The organism is Pseudarthrobacter defluvii (assembly GCF_030323865.1).
GTDB lineage: Bacteria > Actinomycetota > Actinomycetes > Actinomycetales > Micrococcaceae > Arthrobacter > Arthrobacter sedimenti.
In genome coordinates this window covers 3,540,038-3,552,222 of the sequence record NZ_CP066362.1, presented here as the reverse complement: position 1 = coordinate 3,552,222, position 12,185 = coordinate 3,540,038, and the positions used below count along the sequence as shown (strand labels likewise).

The 12,185-nt window shown below is 66.7% G+C and carries 20 protein-coding genes; 5 read left to right on the top strand and 15 right to left on the bottom strand.

Features of this window, described 5'->3' with window-relative positions; all coding sequences use genetic code 11:
- Positions 1–8: 8 nt before the first annotated feature.
- The 13 genes from JCQ34_RS16555 to JCQ34_RS16495 form a co-directional block, all read right to left on the bottom strand.
- Positions 9–467 carry an SRPBCC family protein gene (locus JCQ34_RS16555; RefSeq protein WP_286399326.1) on the bottom strand — a complete coding sequence of 153 codons (459 nt, stop codon included), beginning with the start codon at positions 465–467 and terminating at the stop codon, positions 9–11.
- A 101-nt stretch (positions 468–568) separates the two neighbouring features.
- Positions 569–901 carry a hypothetical protein gene (locus tag JCQ34_RS16550; protein ID WP_286399322.1) on the bottom strand — a complete coding sequence of 111 codons (333 nt, stop codon included), beginning with the start codon at positions 899–901 and terminating at the stop codon, positions 569–571.
- Positions 898–1,479 carry an Asp23/Gls24 family envelope stress response protein gene (locus JCQ34_RS16545; protein WP_286399319.1) on the bottom strand — a complete coding sequence of 194 codons (582 nt, stop codon included), beginning with the start codon at positions 1,477–1,479 and terminating at the stop codon, positions 898–900. The genes JCQ34_RS16550 and JCQ34_RS16545 overlap by 4 nt, the downstream gene beginning before the upstream one ends.
- Positions 1,476–2,042 (bottom strand): RNA polymerase sigma factor, encoded by a 567-nt coding sequence (locus tag JCQ34_RS16540; protein ID WP_286404615.1) that lies wholly within the window; start codon positions 2,040–2,042, stop codon positions 1,476–1,478. Before JCQ34_RS16540 ends, JCQ34_RS16545 begins: the two co-directional genes overlap by 4 nt.
- 117 nt (positions 2,043–2,159) lie before the next feature.
- Positions 2,160–2,390 carry a CsbD family protein gene (locus tag JCQ34_RS16535; RefSeq protein WP_286399316.1) on the bottom strand — a complete coding sequence of 77 codons (231 nt, stop codon included), beginning with the start codon at positions 2,388–2,390 and terminating at the stop codon, positions 2,160–2,162.
- Between the two features lie 30 nt (positions 2,391–2,420).
- Complete coding sequence (locus tag JCQ34_RS16530; protein ID WP_286399313.1) at positions 2,421–3,050, bottom strand: hypothetical protein; 630 nt, start codon at positions 3,048–3,050, stop codon at positions 2,421–2,423.
- On the bottom strand, positions 3,047–3,628 hold the full coding sequence (locus JCQ34_RS16525; RefSeq protein WP_286399310.1) for a hypothetical protein: 582 nt from the start codon (positions 3,626–3,628) through the stop codon (positions 3,047–3,049). The genes JCQ34_RS16530 and JCQ34_RS16525 overlap by 4 nt, the downstream gene beginning before the upstream one ends.
- A complete protein-coding gene (locus tag JCQ34_RS16520; RefSeq protein WP_286399308.1) occupies positions 3,625–3,999 on the bottom strand; it encodes a hypothetical protein in 375 nt (124 codons plus the stop codon). Before JCQ34_RS16520 ends, JCQ34_RS16525 begins: the two co-directional genes overlap by 4 nt.
- Positions 3,996–4,187: a DUF2273 domain-containing protein gene (locus JCQ34_RS16515; protein ID WP_286399305.1), complete on the bottom strand. Its 192-nt coding sequence runs from the start codon at positions 4,185–4,187 to the stop codon at positions 3,996–3,998. The genes JCQ34_RS16520 and JCQ34_RS16515 overlap by 4 nt, the downstream gene beginning before the upstream one ends.
- A complete protein-coding gene (locus JCQ34_RS16510; RefSeq protein ID WP_286399303.1) occupies positions 4,184–4,663 on the bottom strand; it encodes an Asp23/Gls24 family envelope stress response protein in 480 nt (159 codons plus the stop codon). The genes JCQ34_RS16515 and JCQ34_RS16510 overlap by 4 nt, the downstream gene beginning before the upstream one ends.
- 196 nt (positions 4,664–4,859) lie before the next feature.
- Complete coding sequence (locus JCQ34_RS16505; RefSeq protein ID WP_142132572.1) at positions 4,860–5,054, bottom strand: hypothetical protein; 195 nt, start codon at positions 5,052–5,054, stop codon at positions 4,860–4,862.
- 230 nt (positions 5,055–5,284) lie between these two features.
- Positions 5,285–6,049 carry a GAF and ANTAR domain-containing protein gene (locus tag JCQ34_RS16500; protein ID WP_286399300.1) on the bottom strand — a complete coding sequence of 255 codons (765 nt, stop codon included), beginning with the start codon at positions 6,047–6,049 and terminating at the stop codon, positions 5,285–5,287.
- Positions 6,046–6,297 (bottom strand): hypothetical protein, encoded by a 252-nt coding sequence (locus tag JCQ34_RS16495; RefSeq protein WP_286399297.1) that lies wholly within the window; start codon positions 6,295–6,297, stop codon positions 6,046–6,048. Before JCQ34_RS16495 ends, JCQ34_RS16500 begins: the two co-directional genes overlap by 4 nt.
- Positions 6,298–6,667: 370 nt before the next feature.
- Between JCQ34_RS16495 and JCQ34_RS16490 the strand changes: the two genes are divergently transcribed.
- On the top strand, positions 6,668–7,402 hold the full coding sequence (locus tag JCQ34_RS16490; protein ID WP_286399293.1) for a GAF and ANTAR domain-containing protein: 735 nt from the start codon (positions 6,668–6,670) through the stop codon (positions 7,400–7,402).
- A 34-nt stretch (positions 7,403–7,436) separates the two neighbouring features.
- On the opposite strand, the gene JCQ34_RS16485 is transcribed toward JCQ34_RS16490, so the two are convergent.
- A complete protein-coding gene (locus JCQ34_RS16485; protein ID WP_286399291.1) occupies positions 7,437–8,165 on the bottom strand; it encodes a Type 1 glutamine amidotransferase-like domain-containing protein in 729 nt (242 codons plus the stop codon).
- 103 nt (positions 8,166–8,268) lie between these two features.
- Here JCQ34_RS16485 and JCQ34_RS16480 point away from each other — a divergent pair, with 103 nt between their 5' ends.
- From JCQ34_RS16480 to JCQ34_RS16470, 3 genes are all read left to right on the top strand, one after another.
- A complete protein-coding gene (locus tag JCQ34_RS16480) occupies positions 8,269–8,601 on the top strand; it encodes an ArsR/SmtB family transcription factor (RefSeq protein WP_286399288.1) in 333 nt (110 codons plus the stop codon).
- A gap of 12 nt (positions 8,602–8,613) precedes the next feature.
- A complete protein-coding gene (locus tag JCQ34_RS16475) occupies positions 8,614–9,111 on the top strand; it encodes an SRPBCC family protein (RefSeq protein WP_286399284.1) in 498 nt (165 codons plus the stop codon).
- A 150-nt stretch (positions 9,112–9,261) separates the two neighbouring features.
- Positions 9,262–9,855: a DUF1992 domain-containing protein gene (locus JCQ34_RS16470; protein ID WP_286399281.1), complete on the top strand. Its 594-nt coding sequence runs from the start codon at positions 9,262–9,264 to the stop codon at positions 9,853–9,855.
- Here JCQ34_RS16470 and JCQ34_RS16465 read toward each other — a convergent pair.
- Positions 9,852–10,436, bottom strand: a complete 585-nt coding sequence (locus tag JCQ34_RS16465) for a GNAT family N-acetyltransferase (protein ID WP_286399279.1) — start codon at positions 10,434–10,436, stop codon at positions 9,852–9,854. The two genes, JCQ34_RS16470 and JCQ34_RS16465, sit on opposite strands and share 4 nt — an antisense overlap.
- Before the next feature lie 326 nt (positions 10,437–10,762).
- On the opposite strand from JCQ34_RS16465, the gene JCQ34_RS16460 reads away from it, so the two are divergent.
- Positions 10,763–12,163, top strand: a complete 1,401-nt coding sequence (locus JCQ34_RS16460) for an HNH endonuclease (RefSeq protein ID WP_434738916.1) — start codon at positions 10,763–10,765, stop codon at positions 12,161–12,163.
- Positions 12,164–12,185 lie beyond the last annotated feature (22 nt).

The following is a 12,185-nucleotide window of genomic DNA, read 5'->3' as shown; positions in this document are numbered from 1 at the left end:
TGCCAGGGTCAGCGCGGGCCGGCTTCGACCAGGAGCTTGAGGTTCTCAAGCGTCTGCTCGCGTGCCCGCTCCTGCATGCGCTCGATGATGAGTTCATCGGCAAACTTCCCCACGGCGCTTCCCGGGACGTTGTAGTCAAACTCCGCGGTCACCACCGTGGTGTTGTCTCCATCCGGGCTGTAGTCCCACGTCTGCCATCCCTTGAGGGGGCCATTGAACTCCAGCTGCAGCCGCTGGCCGCCGTTGGGGGTCTGCTCCCTGCCGGTCACACGGGTGGTGACGTGGAAGGGGACACCCGCCATGAGGTACTTGTGCTCGACGACGGTTCCCACACCGCCGTCGCCCTCGATCTTCTCTGGCTCGCCCAGGTTGACCCACCACGACGCCCAGTGCCTGGGGTCCGACGCTACCTCCACGACGCGGTCCACCGGAGCGTTGATCGCTGTGCTCACCTTTATATGGCCCATGGGAAACTCCTTGTACTCGCGGCCGGAAAGTTGGTGATGACCAGACGCTATCGGCACCGTGCCGGGCCAAACAGGGGCAAAGGGCCTGACAGGTATGGCGGCTAAACGCCTGCGCCGCCCCGGGCGGGTGCGATCCGCACCACCGTCACTTTGACCGCGGCTTCGGCGGGGGAGAGGCTGCTGTGCACCGCCGCGGCCACGGCCCGCACCACGTCGGGCGTCCGGGCGTCGGGGCTGACGCCGATGCGGACATTGACCTCCGTGCGGCCGCCTACGTCCCGGACTTCGACCAGCTGCCCGTCGCCGGCGGCGTCCTCGCAGGGCTGCACCAGGGACGCCACCCGGCCCGGAAGCCGCTGCCAAAGGTTCCGGGCGGGAAAGACCTCGGTGACGCCGTCGACCGCCAGGATGGCTGCTTGCAAGAGGCTGGTCACATTTCCTCCCGGGGAGCTTCGATGACGTCGGTGATGGTGATGTCGATGGCGGCCACATTCAACTCAGTGTGGCGCGCCAGCGCTTCCGCCAGGTCCTCGCGGAGGGACGCGGCGCTGGGCATGAGCGGGTGGCCGAACAGGACAGCGAGGTCCAGCCGCACGCTCACCGGCTCTCCGGGTACGGTGACGTCCCCATCCAGCCGCACCTTTCCGGCCACGGCTCCGGGCAGGTTGTCCGTCACGGAGCGCACCAGGGCAAGGACCGACCTCTCGGTTTGCGACAGCGTATCCGCTGGATCGTCCGCGCGCAGCGGGATGCTTCGGCCCGGGCGCAGCTCCAGCGCCAGATGGGCCAGGATCTCCTTCATCCAGTCATCGTTACCGCTGCCGGCAGCCGCAAGGTCACTGGCAAACAATTTTTCTCCGGCAGCGGAGAGCCGGCGAAGCGAATCGAGGCCGCTGCGGCATTCCGGGCAGGACTCGAGGTGGGGCGGATCGGGGAACTCACCGGTGTCCAGGTAGAGGCTCAGTTCCTCGAGCGTGTGGCCGCACTCGAACGTCTCGTGGGGCATGCTCATCGCCAATCTTCCATTTCGCGGACCAGTGTAATCCGGGCCCGGGCAAGCCGCCCCCGGACACTGGCTGGGCTGATGTTCAAGGTCCGGGCAATCTCTTCATAGCTTTGGCCGTTGATTTCCTTCAGGATCCAGCAACGACGCTGCTCTTCCGGCAAGGTCGACAAGGCAGCCTTCAAGGATCGGATGCCTGCGCCGGCCACTACCGCTGTTTCCGGCCCGGCTCCCGGGGAAACAGTGTCCGCCGGCTGGTCATCCTCCGGTCCGGTAAGGGTGGCGTGGTTCCGGCGCCTGCGCAGGAGGTCAATGCTCCGGCTGCCGGTCAACCGCAGGAGCCAGGCCTTCACGGCGGCAGGTTCCCGGAGGGTGTCCAGCTGCTGCCACGCCTGGACCAGCACCTCCTGCACAACGTCGTCCGCGTCGGCGTAGGAGCCGGTCAGCCGGCGGGCTGAGGCGCGCAGGTGTGGGCCGTAGCGGCGGGCAAGTGTTTCGAACGCCGCCGTATCGCCGTCGGCCGCCCTGCCTGCCAGGATGGCATCGGGGACCACGTCCAGCTGGTCCCGCATCAAGGGTGCTCCTGTCACCGGTTTCTGCTTTCACTATCGGCGCTAGCGCCTGAGGGGCGGCAGGCGGGCCTGCGCGCCGGGAAGGCAGCGCAGGCCTGCCGCTGGGAGAGGAAGCGGCTACTCTTTGCTGAAGCCCTCTTTGACCTTGGCCGCAGCATCCTTGAGGTTGCTGCCGATGCCCTTGGCGGCATCCTTGACCTTTTCGCCCGCCTCCTGCAGCTTGGCCTGGGCCTGGTCGCGCTGGCCTTCGCGTTCCAGTTCCCCGTTGCCGGTCAACTTCCCGGCGCCCTCCTTGGCCGCGCCAAGGTGGTTGGTGGCCGCGTTGTTGACCTTGTCGTCGAGTCCCATGGTCAATTCCTTTCAATCGGTTCGTGTTTTCTAGCCCGCGCGGTGTGCGCGGGCCAGCTTTGTCCTGGGTCCACTTCCTATTGGGACCAGGACGGTGCTGCGATGACCCAGCAGCGCGTCAATCCCGCTGACCAGTCCTTCGGCCAGGTCTGCCACCTCCCGCGGGGAGGCGCCCTTCCGTGCCTGCAGCCTGAGCCGGAGTTTGGGGGACGTGTTCCGTTTGTTGCGGCGGTTTCCCCGTCCTCGCCACGCTGTCAGGGAGCTCCCGACGACGGCCCGGTTGCCTTCCAGCGCTTCCTCGACTGCCGCTGCGAGGTAGGAGACGTCCACTGCCGTGTCCCCGAGTTCCGGATCCTGTGCCAGGGCCGCTGTGCCGGTCCGCCCGCCGCCCTGCCGGGTCAGCCACACGACACTGGCCACCGCGCCGAGGAGCGGCAGCGCCGGCACGGCGAGTGCCCACCAGCTGCCCAGGGGATCCGGCGCAGGGGCCGTGGCCAACAGGTGCCGCCACCTTTCCAGCAGGCCTGAGGTGACGATGCTCCACTGCTCCCCAAGGGCCGGGACCAGGGCCGCACCCGCCGCCATTACTCCCGCCGGCAGCAGTACCAGCCCAGTGATGGCCAGGAGGATCCTGTTCAATGCCCTGTTGGTGTTGTTCACCGTCCCACCGCTCCTTTCGTGGCAATCCGCACGTGCGGCGCCAGGGCCTTGCGCAGGCGGAGGGCAGTGACTTCGTCCGTTGCCGCTGCGGTGAGGGCATCCGGGTCGACCGTGATGCCCGACGTCGGACGGACGCTTACCAGCGCCCGGTTCCGGGTCACGGCGGTGGCCACCTGCTCCGGGGCCAGGTTGGCGGCCAGGCGCACCCTGCGTGAGATGGCGGCGGCGATTACTTCGTCGTCCACCACCAGGGCACTCCCGTAGCTGTGCATGGCACGCCGGCCGCGTCTCCCGCCCGTGACCGCGGCGAGCAGCAGCGCGGCACCCGCGAGGGCAACAGCTGCCCCGCCTGCCACCATGCCTGCCGGCGTGACCGCTTCCGGCACTCGGGCGATGAGCGATGCGGTCATCCCGGGGGATGCCAGCAGTGCGGGTTGCCCCAGCAGGGAGAGGATGCTTTCAGTCCCGAGCCACAGGCATGCGGCCAACACCAGCACCGCTGTGAGGGCGGACAGTCCGGCGCGCGATGAATGCGTTTCCCGGCGGATGATCCGCCTGTTGGTCCCGGCCTGGTTCACGGTTTCCTCCTGTCCTGTTTGGCGTCCACACGGGGTTCAGGGGTGGACCGTCCTGCTCCGGCAATGCGGATGCTGATGCGGCCACAGTCCAGGCCGGTGATCTGCTGACCCAGGGACGAGATCTTCAGCCGGGCGATGCTTGCCCGTTCGATCACTGACTGCCGCCCCCGCCCCGCGGTCCCGAGCAGCGGTGGCGGCGGCAGCCTGACCGAGAGGTCCACTCCCAGCTTTGCGGCGTCGTCCGCCAGGGTGGCGGACACGTCGCCGCGCCTGACGCCGAAGGCGCCCGCGGCCACCGCCTCGATGGTGTGCCGCAGTGCTGCCGGTGCGATGCGGGTGTGGCCCTGCGTGGCCGGCCGTGGCGCGGTCACGATGACGAGCGGCGGCCGCGCAGGGCGTCCAGCACGGCGCCGAGGTCCAGCCTGCCTTCCGCGGCCCTGCCCAGGACGGCTCCGATTCCCATGAAGACCGCCGTGAGCAGGAACCCCCAGAAGCCGAAGGCCAGGGCGGCCAGAGCCAGGACGGCTCCGGCTGCGGTGCCGGCTGCCAGGGGGCTCATGCAACCCTCGGTTCGCGGGCGGCGTCATCCGAGTCGTCTTCGTCGGACGGGACGTGGATGTCCGTGATGGTGATGTTGACCTCGGTGACCTCCATTCCCACCAGGTCCTCCACTGCCGAGTAGACGGCGTCCCGGGCGTTGTCCGCCACCTGCTGCAGGGGGTGCGGGTACTCCACGACGAGGGTCACGTCCACGGCAACCTGGGTCTGGCCCACCTCGACGCTGACGCCCTGGGTGAGGTCTTTCTGGCCCACCTTTTCGCGAAGGGTTCCCAGGGCCCGGGCTGCGCCGCCGCCCAGGGCGTGCACCCCTTCGATCTCCTGGATGGCGATGCCGGCGATCTTGGCCACCACGCCGTCCGCCACGGTGGTACGTCCACGGCCGTCCTGGCCGTTGCCGGAGGAAAGTTCGTGGGTGGGGGCGGCAGCCGCCGTCTTCTGCTGGACCGTTGCGGGGGTTTGGGTCTGCGTGGTCATTTCCGTCGCTCCTTTTCGTTCTGGAACAGCGTTCCAGGGCGCCTCGTGCGCCCTCACAGGTAAGGACGCAGGCAGGAAGGGAAACGTCACGCAGAAAGTTATGTGATCGTTGTCACTTTTGTTTCGGGGCAGCAGAAAGGGCGCGGCCGACGCCGGGTGGGTCCCGCCGTCGTCCGCGCCCTTTGCTTGGGGCTGCTTAAAGCGCCAGTGCCGGCTCGTCGCCGCGCACGCTCAGCGTGAAGGTGTTCGGCCCGCTGCAGTGGACTGCAATGCGGCAGGTGGTGGTGTTGTGGCGGGAGGAGAGGTCGGAGACCGCGGAATCGAGGGTCTCGTGGAGCGACGCGCGGTCCCAGATCTTCAGCGTCACGGATTCGGCAGTGTTAAACGTCATTGTTCAGTACTTTCCTGTATCTAGCCGGTTGTCTGCCGGCGGTGGCCTGTCCGCGCTCGGAGAGTCGGTGGCCTGCGCTCACCGGTGGGCCTCGTTGCGTCACCAGGATGTCAAGGGCGGATGGTTTCCGGCCCTGCGCATCCATAGTGCCCATGCCGATTGAGAGGCCACAACCAAATGCGGCGTTTATTGCAAGTGAATCTCATCACGTGTGAGCGGCGACACAGCTGCTATTCCTCGAAATGGGTGGAGATCCCTGCTTCCCCTGAGATGGACATGATGACCGCTGCGGCCACCTCCCGGAGCTTGGCGTTCCTGGCGCTCGAGGTCCGCGTCAGGATGGTGAAGGCGGTGTCCCGGTCGCAGCGGTTCTGGGCCATGATTGCCCCGATGGCCATGTCGATCACAGTCCGCGACTGCATGGCAGCGGACAGGTCATTCCGGGCGTCGCTGAGCTGGGAAATCCGCAGGATCAGCCGCAGGGAGCTTGCCGCTTGTCCGGCGAACAGCTCCGCAGCGGCTATGTCCTCGCTGCTGAACCCGTTGCTGCAGCCCGAGTAGAGATTCAGCACTGCTTCGGCGTCCCCCGCAAGGTCCAGCGGGACCGCAAGGATTGATGACACACCATGCTCCATGGCCGTCCGCACGTAGGGCCGCCAGCGGGTCTCGGCGGCGAGGTCAGGCACAAGGAGGGTGGTCTTGCGGCGGAGCGCAGTGAGGCACGGACCCTGGCCAAATCCGTTCTGCAGCTCGTCAAGTGCTTTGGCGGCGGCGTCGCTCGCTGCCACCGCCTCGGGCTTCCGGTGCCGGAGGACCGTGACACCGCTGTGAATCGTGTTGCCTGGGACGGAGAGCCGCGAAGCCGCCAGGATGGCCAGGTCCGCAAGGAAGGCCTGGATGTCCCGGCTTTCCAGCACCAACTCCTGGAGTGACGGATCGGTGGTGGCCGGGGCCGTGCCGTCAAGCTTCCGGGGAGAGCCTTCGTTGCCGGTCATTCGTCTTCATCCGGGGTCAACTCCGTCATGGCAGTGGAAATCAGCCCCACCTGGGCGGCCGGCAGGTGCAGGGCCTCGTTGAGGTAGGCGTCCAGCGACATTTCGTCGGCATCGCCGCCGAGGCCGAAGTAGTAGGTCCACAGTTTGATCAGCGGGACCCCGCCCTGATGGAAACGCTGGGCTACTGCCCGCCGCTGCTCGTCGGCTTCCAGCAGGTGGTCCGGGCCCCCTGTCCAGTCGGCGTTCACGAGTGCGCTCCGGTTGCGGGCGCGGCAACTGCCGCTGCCCCCGGCGAGGACCCGGGCAGCGGTGCGCCGGCGCGGATGAAGGCATCTTCAGGCGGAAGGCTCGGGTGCCCTTTGCGGGCTGCTGGTGGATGGTAGGTGGCCATAAGGCCTCGATCCTGGTTACGCCTGAAAGTTTAGGTCCCGGCTAGCGGCCGCCGCTCTTGGCGCGGGACGGCCCGTATATTCAACCCCCGGACCGTGTCCCCCATCCCGAAATCTCCTACCTTGGACACTACGCCCCTTGGCGGGTTTCTGATACAGGAACTTATTTGCTTCAGGTTCGCCGGGCAGGAGCAGCCCCCAGCCGCGTGAACTCACGTAAGCTTGGCGAATGTCGAGTTCATCTGACCATGGATCTGTGCAGGAACTTCAGAGCATCCTGGTGGGCTCGGAGAATGGGGTTGAGTTCCTTTCCGGCCTGTCCAGCCTTGCCGCCGCCGCGGTGTCTGAAGCTGCCGGGGACACGATTGAGTGCGCAGTCACGCTAAAAGTAAAACGCAGGCCTGCAACGGCTGCCGGCAGCAGTGCACGGGCGATTGAGCTGGACCATATCGAGCAGGAGTTGGGTGACGGCCCCTGCATCCGGGCGCTCAGGGAGATGGCCCCCGTAATCATCGACGACGTCGACAGGGACCCGCGGTGGCAGGCACTGAACCGCCGGCTCGCTGAGCATAACGTGCGCAGTACGTTGGGTGTGCCGCTGGAGATCACGGGCGACGCCAGTGCTGCCCTGAACTTCTTTGCCACGAAGCCCGGCGTGTTCACCGCTGACGTTTATGACAAGGCCGTGGGTTTCGCCGCTGCCGCCCACAACACCCTGAATCTTTCCGTTCGCATCAACAACGCGCAGAGCAGGGCCGACGACCTCGAAGCGGCAATGCAAAGCCGCACCGCCATCAACTTGGCCTGCGGGGTGATCATGGCGCAGAACCGGTGTTCCCAGGAAGAAGCGATGGAAATCCTCACCAAGGTCTCCAGCAACCGCAACCGGAAGCTCCGGGATGTGGCCGGCGAGCTGATTGAGCAGTTGTCGGGCAGCAGTGCCAGGACCCACTTCGACGGATAGCCCGGATGGTCCGGGAAACCATCCCGCGGCTAACTCAGTCGCCTGTCCTGACGGAGACCTCCGTGGCGCCCCCGGTGCCGCGGATGTCCCAGCAGTTCCCGGTGCCCATGACCTTGTAGCCCTCGTCGCCCGCTGATTCCACCACCACTGCCGTGTCCTCGTCGATGGCCACTGCCCACTCCGCCAGCCCGGCAGCCACGGCACCAACGGCCCGGCTCAGCGTGCCGGCCTGGGCGGCGTGCACATCCACTGTGAACGGGACCAGCCCCAGGCCCTTACGGAGAGCCACGGAATCCAGGCCTTCGGAGCATTCTTCCCCGCAGACCTCCATCCCGTTGATCTGGTAGCCGCCGATCAGGGCCAGGGCAGGCGCCACCATGGCCCCGGCGGAGAATCCCAGGTAGGGAACGCCCCCAGTGACGAGTTTGGAAATGGCGGTGGCCGCGGGGTGGAGGCCTTCCCAGTAACCGGGCGTCAGCCCGCCGCCCACCACCACGCCGTCGACTCCGTCAAAAGCGGCGGGATCCGCAGGCTTGCCCGGCACCAGCGGAACAATCACTATCCCGCACTCCATCCGCGACTGCAGGGGTTCTGTGTAGGCGGCCGCCACATCCTGCAGGTTGACCCCTGCGCCAAACACGGCCATGGCAATGCGGGAAGCCTGGTCCTGCCCGGCGCGCTGCCGGACTTCATCCGCGAACGCGTCAAAGACGCCCGGAAAGGCCTCCGGATCCGGGCCGGCACCGGCAAGGAAGATGCTCATGTGCCCCAAGATACCGGCACGGCTCTCCGTCCTTCGGGCACCGCCGCGATTTGTGCACGAATCCCGTTGACGCCACGCCCGCGCGGGACTATCGTACAACCAAATGGTTGTAGATCAGCTCAGTGAGACCGAAGTGGACCGCCTCTTCCAGGCGTTCGCGGATTCCACCCGGCGGGACATTGTCCGCCGGGTCACCGTGGGCGAGTACTCCGTCTCCGGCTTGGCGGCCCTCTACGCCATGAGTTTTGCCGCCGTACAAAAGCATGTGGCGGTGTTGGAGCGCGCATCTTTGGTAACCAAGGAAAAGCGCGGAAGGGAGCAGATCGTGCACGGCAATCATGAAGGACTGCAAAAGGCCCGGCGGCTGCTCGACGAATATGAACAGGTCTGGCGGCAGCGCGCCGCCACGATGGCAGACATTCTCGCTGAAGGTTAGGACGGCATTGCCATGACAGTCATCAGTACGGAAAAGAATCCGGAGGCCCTGAGCCTCACCGTTGTTGCCGAGTTCGACGCCGGAGTCGAACGCGTCTGGCAGCTCTGGGAAGACCCGCGCCAGCTTGAGCGGTGGTGGGGACCGCCCACCTATCCCGCCACGTTCCATCACCACGACTTCGTGCCTGGCGGCAAGGCCAAGTACTACATGACAAGTCCCGAAGGGGAAAAGTTCCACGGTTGGTGGGAATTCACTGCCATCGAGGCGCCGCGGCAGCTGGAATTCAACGACGGCTTCGCGGACAGCGACGGTAACCCGACAGGGGAGTTCGGCGTCAGCCACGCCACGGTGACCCTGGAACCTCTGGCTGAGCGGACGCGCATGACCATCCTGTCCAGGTTCGAGTCCGAGGAACAGCTGGATCAGATGATGCAGATGGGCATGGAGGAGGGCCTCAAGGAAGCCGTCGGCCAGATCGATGGCATCCTCGCCGAGCACGCCAACGCCTGATTTCACCGCGCTGCCAACCGGTGCCGTGGCGCCCGGTGAGCGGACGACGGCGGGCACGTCCCGCCGTCGTCCGCTCACCCCGGGCGTTGAACGTGCAAGCTGCCCGCTGAATACTGGAAGGGGATTGAGCGAGGGAAGGCGGTGGGGGCGATGAGCGGCGGTGCAGGGGATTTCCGGAAGCGGCTGGAGCGGGCGGCCGAGGTGCGTTCATACCGCGGCGCCGGTATCAGTGCCGAGGAGGAAGCCGCGCTGGATGCCCTTGACGCCCAGGAGCGGGAGAAGCGCAGGAAGGTCAGCGACGCGGCCCGCGCGGAGTACCTGGTCCGGGACGCCATGGCGCAGGGCAAGTTCGACAACCTCAAGTACGCGGGCAAGCCGATTCCCGGCCTGGGTGAAAGCTATGACCCAGACTGGTGGGTCAAGGGGCTCATCCAGCGCGAGAACATCAGTGGCCTGGGCCCGGCCGCCATCCTGCTCCGCACCGAGGACGCCGAGCTCGACGCAAAGCTGGACGTCCAGTACACGGAGCAGCAGGTGCGGGACGTCCTGGAGGATTTCAACCGGCGGGTGATCGATGCCCGCCGCCAGCTGCAGGGTGGGCCGCCGGTGATTACCAAGACCCGCGACGTTGAGGAGGAAGTGCAGCGCTGGCGGGGGCGGCGTGCCGCGCGCGTCCAGGAGGCTTCTGCCGAGCCGGAGCCCGAGCGCTCCTGGTGGAAGCGGCTCTGGAAGGGAACCGGCTAGGAATTCGGGTTCACGCCCTCATAAAGCTCGCACAAGGCGTTGTAGTACTTGTCTGTCTGCCCACGGTGGCTCAGCCCGATCCTGGTGCACACCCGCTGCGACGCTGCATTCGCCGGGTTCGTGACCGCAACAACCCGTGGCAGGCCGCGTGCGAAGGCGTGGTGGAGGACCACCTGGGCGGCCTCCGTGGCGTAGCCGTTTCCCCAGTGGTCCGGGTGGAAATGCCATCCGATCTCCGTGTCGCCTGAGGGCTGCAGCGGCAATTCACTTCCCGACGCCGGGATGGACTTCAGGAGCAGCGTTCCGGCGAGTCGGGGCCTGGCTGTTCTTTGTTGGGCTGGCTCCGGTTGGGCGGACTCGGGCTGGGCCTTGAGTTGGACAGCCCAGATCCCGTGGATGGGGTGGTCAATTGTTTGCCACTTGGTTATGAGTTCCCCGGCCTCGGCAATGCCGGCCATGACGCGGGGGTGGTTGCCGATGTAGCGCTGCACCTCCCAGCGCGAGTAGAGGTCAAATACGAACTCGGCGTCATCCGGCTGCCAGGGACGCAAAATAAGCCGCTCAGTCTCGAAGATCGTCACGACACACATCGTGCCAGAGGACTCGGAATATCGGCGGAGCCTGCGTTTTCCACATAGGTTTTTGGGTGGGTGTCGATGTCACACCCTGGTGGAAGACTTTGGTTATGGAAGCAGTTGTGGGGGCGGCGGGAGTGCTGGAGGTAGAGCGTCCAGCGCCCTTTGTTGCTGATTTGCCGGACTCATCGCCCCCGTTGTCTGCAGTATCTTCTGCTGTTGATGCGCGGCATGTCCCACCTGCCGTCCCTTCCGTTTCGCCGGCCGCCCCTTCCGTTGGTGATGTCCTGAGCCTGTTGGCCCGTGTTCCGCTGGCTGCCGATCCGGCAGGGATGATTGATCAGCTGCGCGGCTTAGAGGACCTGAAAGCATTCGCCGGTGCCAGGCAGGCCAGCACCGCTGTGGCGTTTGATCTTCAGCAGCGCCATGAGCAGGCCGCCGCCGGGGTCCCGGTCGATCAGCAGGGTGCCGGGGTGGCGGCGCAGATCGCGCTGGCCAGGCGGGAGTCACCGGCGAAGGGCTCCCGGCTGCTGGGTATGGCCAAGACCCTCACAGGGATGCCGCGCACCTATTCTGCGTTCCGGAGCGGGTTTCTAAATGAGTGGCGGGCAACGCTGGTGGTAAAGGAAACTATTTGCCTCTCCCCGGAGGACCGGGCCGGGGTGGATGAGGAACTCGCCGCCGACACCGGGGCCCTCGACGGCATGGGCGACAAAGCCATCGTCGCTGCCGTCCGGGCCGCCGCGTACCGGCGGGATCCGGCCTCGGTCGCGAAGCGCGCTGCACACGCGGTCACGGAACGCAGCGTGAGCTTGCGCCCGGCCCCGGACACCATGACGTACCTGACCGCGCTGCTCCCGGTCGCTAAGGGGGTTGCCGCCTACGCGGCACTGAGCAAGGAAGCCGACACGCTACGTTCCACCGGCGATGACCGGTCACGGGGCCAGGCCATGGCCGACACTCTCGTCGAGAGGATTACCGGCACCCCCGGTGGGATCACCGGCGTGGAGGTCCAGCTCGTCATGACCGACCGCACCCTCCTCCAGGCCGACTCCGAACCCGCACGGCTGTCGGGGTACGGCATCATCCCGGCAGCTTGGGCAAGGGAACTCGCCCTCGCTGGTCCATCTACGCGAATGCCGGTAACAGGCACTGGCACCAGCAGCCGTGGTTCTGCTGCCGCTGCCGACACTGCCACGGATGCCAGGGCCACCGCTGATGAGGCTGGTGACGCCGCCCCGGTCGCTTCCGGCCGCGGCGGCCTGGATCTTTGGGTCCGACGGCTTTACACCGCCCCCGGCAGCGGGGAGTTGGTGGCGATGGACGCGAAAGCACGCTTGTTCCCGACGGGTTTGAAGCGCTTCCTTCAGGTCCGGGACGACACGTGCCGGACCCCGTACTGCGACGCTCCGATCAGGCACCACGACCACATCACGGCCTGGCACAGCGGCGGACCTACCACTGCCGGAAACGGCCAGGGCCTCTGCGAAGCCTGCAACCACACCAAAGAAACACCCGGCTGGAGGGCCAAACCCGTCTCCGGCCCACGCCACACCGCGGCCACCACCACCCCAACCGGACACACCTACCACTCCACTGCACCACCACTCCCCGGGACACCGACCAGGGAATTAGGTGCCCCTCCGGGCACGACCGCCGTCGTGCCCTCCAGATCAGTTGCAGCTGACTGTGCCGCGGTTCCAAAGCGGCGACGCGTGCCTCGTCGGCAGTGAGAAACGGCGGCAATGAGTGGCG

Coding starts and splice junctions, on each gene's coding strand:
- JCQ34_RS16555 (WP_286399326.1), bottom strand. CDS start 467: ATGGGCCATATAAAGGTGAGCACAGCGATCAACGCTCCGGTGGACCGC.
- JCQ34_RS16545 (WP_286399319.1), bottom strand. CDS start 1,479: ATGAGCATGCCCCACGAGACGTTCGAGTGCGGCCACACGCTCGAGGAA.
- JCQ34_RS16540 (WP_286404615.1), bottom strand. CDS start 2,042: ATGCGGGACCAGCTGGACGTGGTCCCCGATGCCATCCTGGCAGGCAGG.
- JCQ34_RS16535 (WP_286399316.1), bottom strand. CDS start 2,390: ATGGGACTCGACGACAAGGTCAACAACGCGGCCACCAACCACCTTGGC.
- JCQ34_RS16515 (WP_286399305.1), bottom strand. CDS start 4,187: ATGAGCCCCCTGGCAGCCGGCACCGCAGCCGGAGCCGTCCTGGCTCTG.
- JCQ34_RS16510 (WP_286399303.1), bottom strand. CDS start 4,663: ATGACCACGCAGACCCAAACCCCCGCAACGGTCCAGCAGAAGACGGCG.
- JCQ34_RS16505 (WP_142132572.1), bottom strand. CDS start 5,054: ATGACGTTTAACACTGCCGAATCCGTGACGCTGAAGATCTGGGACCGC.
- JCQ34_RS16500 (WP_286399300.1), bottom strand. CDS start 6,049: ATGACCGGCAACGAAGGCTCTCCCCGGAAGCTTGACGGCACGGCCCCG.
- JCQ34_RS16490 (WP_286399293.1), top strand. CDS start 6,668: ATGTCGAGTTCATCTGACCATGGATCTGTGCAGGAACTTCAGAGCATC.
- JCQ34_RS16485 (WP_286399291.1), bottom strand. CDS start 8,165: ATGAGCATCTTCCTTGCCGGTGCCGGCCCGGATCCGGAGGCCTTTCCG.
- JCQ34_RS16480 (WP_286399288.1), top strand. CDS start 8,269: ATGGTTGTAGATCAGCTCAGTGAGACCGAAGTGGACCGCCTCTTCCAG.
- JCQ34_RS16475 (WP_286399284.1), top strand. CDS start 8,614: ATGACAGTCATCAGTACGGAAAAGAATCCGGAGGCCCTGAGCCTCACC.
- JCQ34_RS16470 (WP_286399281.1), top strand. CDS start 9,262: ATGAGCGGCGGTGCAGGGGATTTCCGGAAGCGGCTGGAGCGGGCGGCC.
- JCQ34_RS16460 (WP_434738916.1), top strand. CDS start 10,763: ATGATTGATCAGCTGCGCGGCTTAGAGGACCTGAAAGCATTCGCCGGT.